The organism is Barnesiella sp. CU968, assembly GCF_905219685.1.
Classification (GTDB): domain Bacteria; phylum Bacteroidota; class Bacteroidia; order Bacteroidales; family Muribaculaceae; genus Lepagella; species Lepagella muris_A.
In genome coordinates this window covers 1-5331 of sequence record NZ_CAJMXD010000205.1, presented here as the reverse complement: position 1 = coordinate 5331, position 5331 = coordinate 1, and the positions used below count along the sequence as shown (strand labels likewise).

The 5331-nt window shown below is 45.4% G+C and carries 4 protein-coding genes; all 4 read left to right on the top strand.

All coding sequences use genetic code 11. The features are described from left to right. Window positions 1-236: 236 nt before the first annotated feature. Genes JX312_RS08750 through JX312_RS08735 form a run of 4 tightly spaced genes read left to right on the top strand, consistent with a single transcriptional unit; the run spans window position 237 to window position 5087 of the window. Window positions 237-1862, top strand: a complete 1626-nt coding sequence (locus JX312_RS08750; RefSeq protein ID WP_204457734.1) for a thiamine pyrophosphate-dependent enzyme — start codon at window positions 237-239, stop codon at window positions 1860-1862. A gap of 27 nt (window positions 1863-1889) precedes the next feature. Beyond that, a complete protein-coding gene (locus JX312_RS08745; RefSeq protein ID WP_204457733.1) occupies window positions 1890-2480 on the top strand; it encodes an indolepyruvate oxidoreductase subunit beta in 591 nt (196 codons plus the stop codon). Between the two features lie 25 nt (window positions 2481-2505). Further along, window positions 2506-3789, top strand: coding sequence for a pyridoxal phosphate-dependent aminotransferase (locus JX312_RS08740; RefSeq protein ID WP_239653868.1), 1284 nt, complete (start codon window positions 2506-2508; stop codon window positions 3787-3789). A gap of 5 nt (window positions 3790-3794) precedes the next feature. Next, the gene (locus tag JX312_RS08735) at window positions 3795-5087 is read left to right on the top strand and encodes an acetyl-CoA hydrolase/transferase family protein (protein ID WP_204457735.1); all 1293 of its coding nucleotides are present in this window, start codon (window positions 3795-3797) and stop codon (window positions 5085-5087) included. Window positions 5088-5331: the final 244 nt, after the last annotated feature.

Below are 5331 nucleotides of genomic sequence, written 5' to 3'. Positions count from 1 at the left end.
GAAATTTTCGCAAATTTAAGGATATATTGTCATATCAGCAAATATAATAAACCAAGTTTATGTTAATATATGGACATATCTGGGAATTTAATGTTTTTAAACAGATTTAAGTATTATTATTGTAATTGATAAAATTCTTATATTTGCAATGTCCATACAAGGGAGCGGTGCAGCGCATCCGGACTTAATACGACAATTAGAAAACAACACTTAACATACCTTAGATTTACGCGATCATGAAAACAAAACGACTTTTACTCGGTGACGAGGCGTTTGCATTAGGTGCAATCAATGCCGGTCTGTCAGGCGCATATGCATATCCCGGCACACCGTCCACTGAAATAATGGAGTATGTGCAGACAAATCCTGTGGCAAAGGAGCGAGGTATACATTCCCATTGGTCATCAAACGAGAAGACAGCAATGGAAGAAGCTCTCGGCATGTCATTCTGCGGTAAGCGTACATTCACGTCAATGAAGCATGTGGGTCTGAATGTGGCCGCCGATCCTTTCGTCAATTCTGCAATGACGGGAGCGAACGGCGGTCTTCTTGTCGTGGCGGCAGATGATCCCGGAATGCATTCGTCGCAAAATGAGCAGGATTCGCGTTTTTATGCTGATTTTGCGATGATTCCTGCACTTGAACCTTCAGATCAGCAGGAGGCTTATGATATGGCGCGTGCGGGTTTTGAACTGTCGGAAAAATTCAATATCCCAGTTCTTTTCAGATTTGTCACACGACTGAGCCATTCCAGGGCTGTAGTCGAAGTGGATGACTCTCCCTCGGCAGAGAATGGAAGAAGTTATCCGGATAATCCGAAACAATGGGTTTTGATGCCTGCAATGTCTAAGATTCGCAACAGACAACTTATATCTGATTATGAGTGCTTTATAAAAGATTCTGAAGGGTCGGCATACAACAGATACGAGGAGGCTCCACGTCATGAGCTGGGAATAATTGCAAGTGGAATCGCTTACAATTATCTTAAAGAGGCTTTTTCCGGCGATGTTCCTTTCCCGACAGTTAAGATCAGCCAATATCCGTTGCCAAAGAAGCTGATACGCAGACTTTATGATTCTTGTGATGCCATCCTTGTTCTTGAAGAGGGGCAGCCCTTTATAGAGTCAAGGTTGCGCGGCCTTCTTGATACCGGGAAAAGGATTTATGGCAAACTGAGCGGAGATGTGGTTCGTGACGGAGAATTGTCGCCGGATGAGGTAAAGACAACAATAGTCCGGATAATGCCTTCGCTTTCAGTTCTTAAAGCACCTGAAAAGAAGGAGGTCTCTGCAACTGTCGTGTCCAGACCTCCGGCTTTATGTCAAGGCTGCGGGCACAGAGATGTGTATTGTGCGCTTAACGAGGTGCTTGAGGGATATGATAATGCAAAGGTTTTCGGCGATATAGGGTGCTATACACTCGGTTTCCTGAAACCCTTCAACGCCATAGATACCTGTGTTGATATGGGCGCATCGATCACTATGGCAAAAGGTGCTGCGGATGCCGGACAGCATCCGGCTGTGGCAATTATCGGTGATTCAACTTTCACCCACAGCGGAATGACCGGTCTTCTTGATGCAATCAACGAGAACACCCATATGACGGTGATAATATCGGATAACCTGACCACCGGAATGACCGGAGGACAGGATTCTCAGGGAACAGGAAAGCTTGAGGATATTTGTCTTGGTCTCGGCGCGTTGCCTGAACATGTGCGTACAATAGATTCTCTCCCTAAGAATCACAATGATATGGTCAGGCTTTTCAAGGAGGAGATAGATTATCCTGGACTGTCGGTAATTGTTTCCAGACGTGAATGCATTCAGACCGCACGTCGTCACGCATCAGCAAAAAAACAATAGTGTCAAATCATCACAAAAGAGTAACATATGAAAACAGATATAATATTGGCGGGTGTCGGAGGTCAGGGAATACTCACTATCGCCACAATTCTCGGAGCTGCGGCACTGAAAGAGAATCTGTTCCTGAAACAGGCAGAGGTCCACGGTATGAGTCAGCGTGGGGGTGACGTGCAGTCTAATCTCCGCATAAGTTCTGATCCAATCTATTCCGATCTTATACCGCAGGGCTCCGCAGACCTTATTGTCTCGCTTGAACCTATGGAGGCTTTGAGATATGGTTCTTATCTTTCTTCTGACGGATGGATTGTTACAAACACCAATCCTTTTGTCAACATAGATAATTATCCGGCGATAGATAAAGTCGAGTCAGAACTTGAGGCGAGCGGCAATGTAGTTGCTTTCAATATGGATGAGACAGCAAAAGAATTGTTGTCTCCCAGAAGTTCAAATATGGTGCTTCTGGGTGCTGCATCACCATTTATAGATATAAAGAAAGAACTCATAGAAGAGGAGATATCACGTCTTTTCTCGTCAAAAGGCGACAAAATTGTAAACAGTAATCTTGAGGCATTCCGTGCCGGAAGAAAATATACAGAGAATCTAATTAAATCCAGGTAATATGTTTCCGTTAAGTCAAGAAGCAATGGCGGATGCAATCCGTCGGCTTTCCATCATGGATCTTTCATCGGCTACAATCCGACAGATATGTTCTCTTGCAAATGAACTTGAAAAAGATGCAGGGGAGGGAATGGTTCATCTAGAGATAGGTAATCCCGGACTTGAAGCAGAGAGCATCGGGGTGGAAGCGGAAATTTCTGCGCTTAAGGGAGGTATAGCCAACAAATACCCCAATATAGCCGGAATCCAGCAGTTGAAGCGCGCAGCCAAGGATTTTGTCAAAGGATTCATGAATATTGACATTCCTGAAAAGGGAGTAGTTCCGACCGTAGGGTCGATGCAGGCAAGTTTCACGCTCATGTTGCTTCTTGCCCAGCGTATACCGGGTAAGGATACCATGCTGTTTATGAATCCCGGCTTTCCAGCACAGCGAAATCAGGCAAAATTATTGGGAATAAAGGAGGCAGCCTTTGATATCTATTCTTTCCGGGGAAAGGCTCTGGAGGAGAAGCTTGAGAGCATGCTTAGGGAAGGTAATATCACCGGAATTATTTACAGTAATCCCAATAATCCGGCGTGGACGAATCTGACAGAAGAAGAACTTGAAATAATAGGACGTCTCGCAACAAAATATGATGTGATTGTATTGGAAGATCTGGCGTATTTCGGAATGGACTTCCGTACAGATATAAGTACTCCGGGCGTAGAACCGTATGTGTCGACCGTCGCGAGATATACCGACAATTATATATTGATGCTTTCCGGTTCCAAGATTTTCAGTTATGCCGGACAGCGTATCGCGGTTGTATGTATGAGCGAGGCGGTTTACGACAGACATTATAAGTTTCTGGAAGAGTTTTATGAAATGCCAGCTTTCGGAGATGCCTATATTTACGGAGTGCTTTATTGTTCGTCATCAGGAACGGCTCATTCCGCCCAATATGCATTGGCGGCAATGATGGCGGCTGCAGTGAGGGGAGAGCTGAATTTCGTGGAGCATTGCAGTGAGTATGCCCGCAAGGCAGCAAAAGCAAAGGATATTTTTGTCAGGAACGGTTTTCATATTGTCTATGACATGGATGGAGACCAGCCTATAGCCGACGGCTTTTTCTTTACCGCAGGTTATCGTGATATGACCGCGGATGAGTTGCATAAGGAGTTGCTGCGATATGGAGTCGCATCTATATCGTTGTATTCAGCAGGAAGCACACGAGATGGCGTTCGGGTGTGTGTGTCTATGATACCTGACGATATGGCTTTTGACAAACTTGAGAGATTCCTGAGTAAATTTAATGAAGATCACAAATGAGCGAGATTAAATATATGTCTGCGGCAGAAGCTGCACGATTGATAGAAAACGGAGACCATATATATATTCAGGGATCGACTTCGATACCGGAAGTTCTGGTTGATGCGATTGCCGACAGAGGTCATGAGCTGCGTGATATAACAGTATACAGTGCGTTTGCCGTCGGTCGGAGACCATCGCCTATATGCCGCCCCGAGTTCAAAGATGTATTCTTTGTTGACTCTTTCTTTGTTTCGAATTCTTTCAGGGAATGGATCGCGCAGGGATACGGCACGATGACTCCCCGTTTTCTTGGAGAGGTGCCGGCATTGTTCAGAGACGGCACATGCCGTGTGGATGTCGCTCTTATTAATTGCTCTCTTCCGAATGAAAGGGGAGAGGTTAGTTTCGGGGTGTCGGCAGATCTCGCAACGAGTGCTGTTGAATGTGCAGACAGAGTCATAGCACAGATAAATCCCCATGTCCCCTTCACTCCTGGAGACGCGGTGATACATATGTCGCAACTGTCAGCAGCTGTGGAGGTTGATGATCCATTGGTGGAGGTCCCGACAGCGATGCCTACAGAGCAGGAAATAAAAATAGGCAATTACATCGCAGAGCTGATTCCTGATGGGGCGACCTTGCAGATCGGTGTCGGAGGAATACCGAATGCGGTGATACGGGCTTTGGAGAATCACAAGAATCTTGGATTGCACACTGAAGCGATGACAGACGGTGTGTTACCTCTTCTTGAAAAAGGAATTATAGACAATTCCCGAAAAACAGTTTTGCCTGGAAAATCTGTGGCATCTCTTGCGTTAGGCTCCAAGGCGTTATATAAATTCCTTGACCATAATGAAGACGTGCTCTTTAAGGATGTCGCATGGACAAACGATCCTTTTACAATTGCCAGAAACCCCAAGGTCATGTCAATCAACTCCTGTCTGGAAATAGATCTTACGGGGCAGGTATGTGCCGATTCCATCGGCAAGAAGATTTTTTCAGGAGTAGGAGGGCAGCATGATTTTGTGTATGGAAGTTCGCGCAGTGAGGGTGGTCTTTCGTTTCTTGCGATGCTTGCCACTACCGCGAAAGGCGTGAATAAAATCAAGCCGGTTCTGACAGAAGGTGCGGGAGTTGTGACGACACGGTTCCAGACAAATTATGTGGTGACAGAGTATGGTGCTGTCAATCTTCGGGGGAAGAATCTTGCGGAAAGAGCAAAACTTATGATTTCAATCGCCGCTCCTCAATTCAGAGAAGAGCTGGAGCGTGAGGCACGAGAGCGTTTCGGTCATTCATTTTCAAGAATATACTGATATGTCGGGAGGTGAAAAACTCCTGTCTTGACAGTTTGTGCGAATGTATTACTTGGCGGGATGACCCCGGCAGACGCCATCTGTATTAGATTGGTTTTAACGGAGACACACCGTTAAAACCAATTTCTTTTTACGGCGTTGATAAATTAAGAGGAAAAATAGTTAATTTCCCATCTTTTACAGTCCAAAAACGAGCAAACCCTTTTGTACATTGGCGTGAAGCCATGTGCAAAAGGGTCTATAT

Excerpts from the sequence above, each read along its gene's own strand:
- JX312_RS08745 (WP_204457733.1), top strand. The coding sequence starts at position 1,890 with ATGAAAACAGATATAATATTGGCGGGTGTCGGAGGTCAGGGAATACTC.
- JX312_RS08740 (WP_239653868.1), top strand. The coding sequence starts at position 2,506 with ATGGCGGATGCAATCCGTCGGCTTTCCATCATGGATCTTTCATCGGCT.
- JX312_RS08750 (WP_204457734.1), top strand. The coding sequence starts at position 237 with ATGAAAACAAAACGACTTTTACTCGGTGACGAGGCGTTTGCATTAGGT.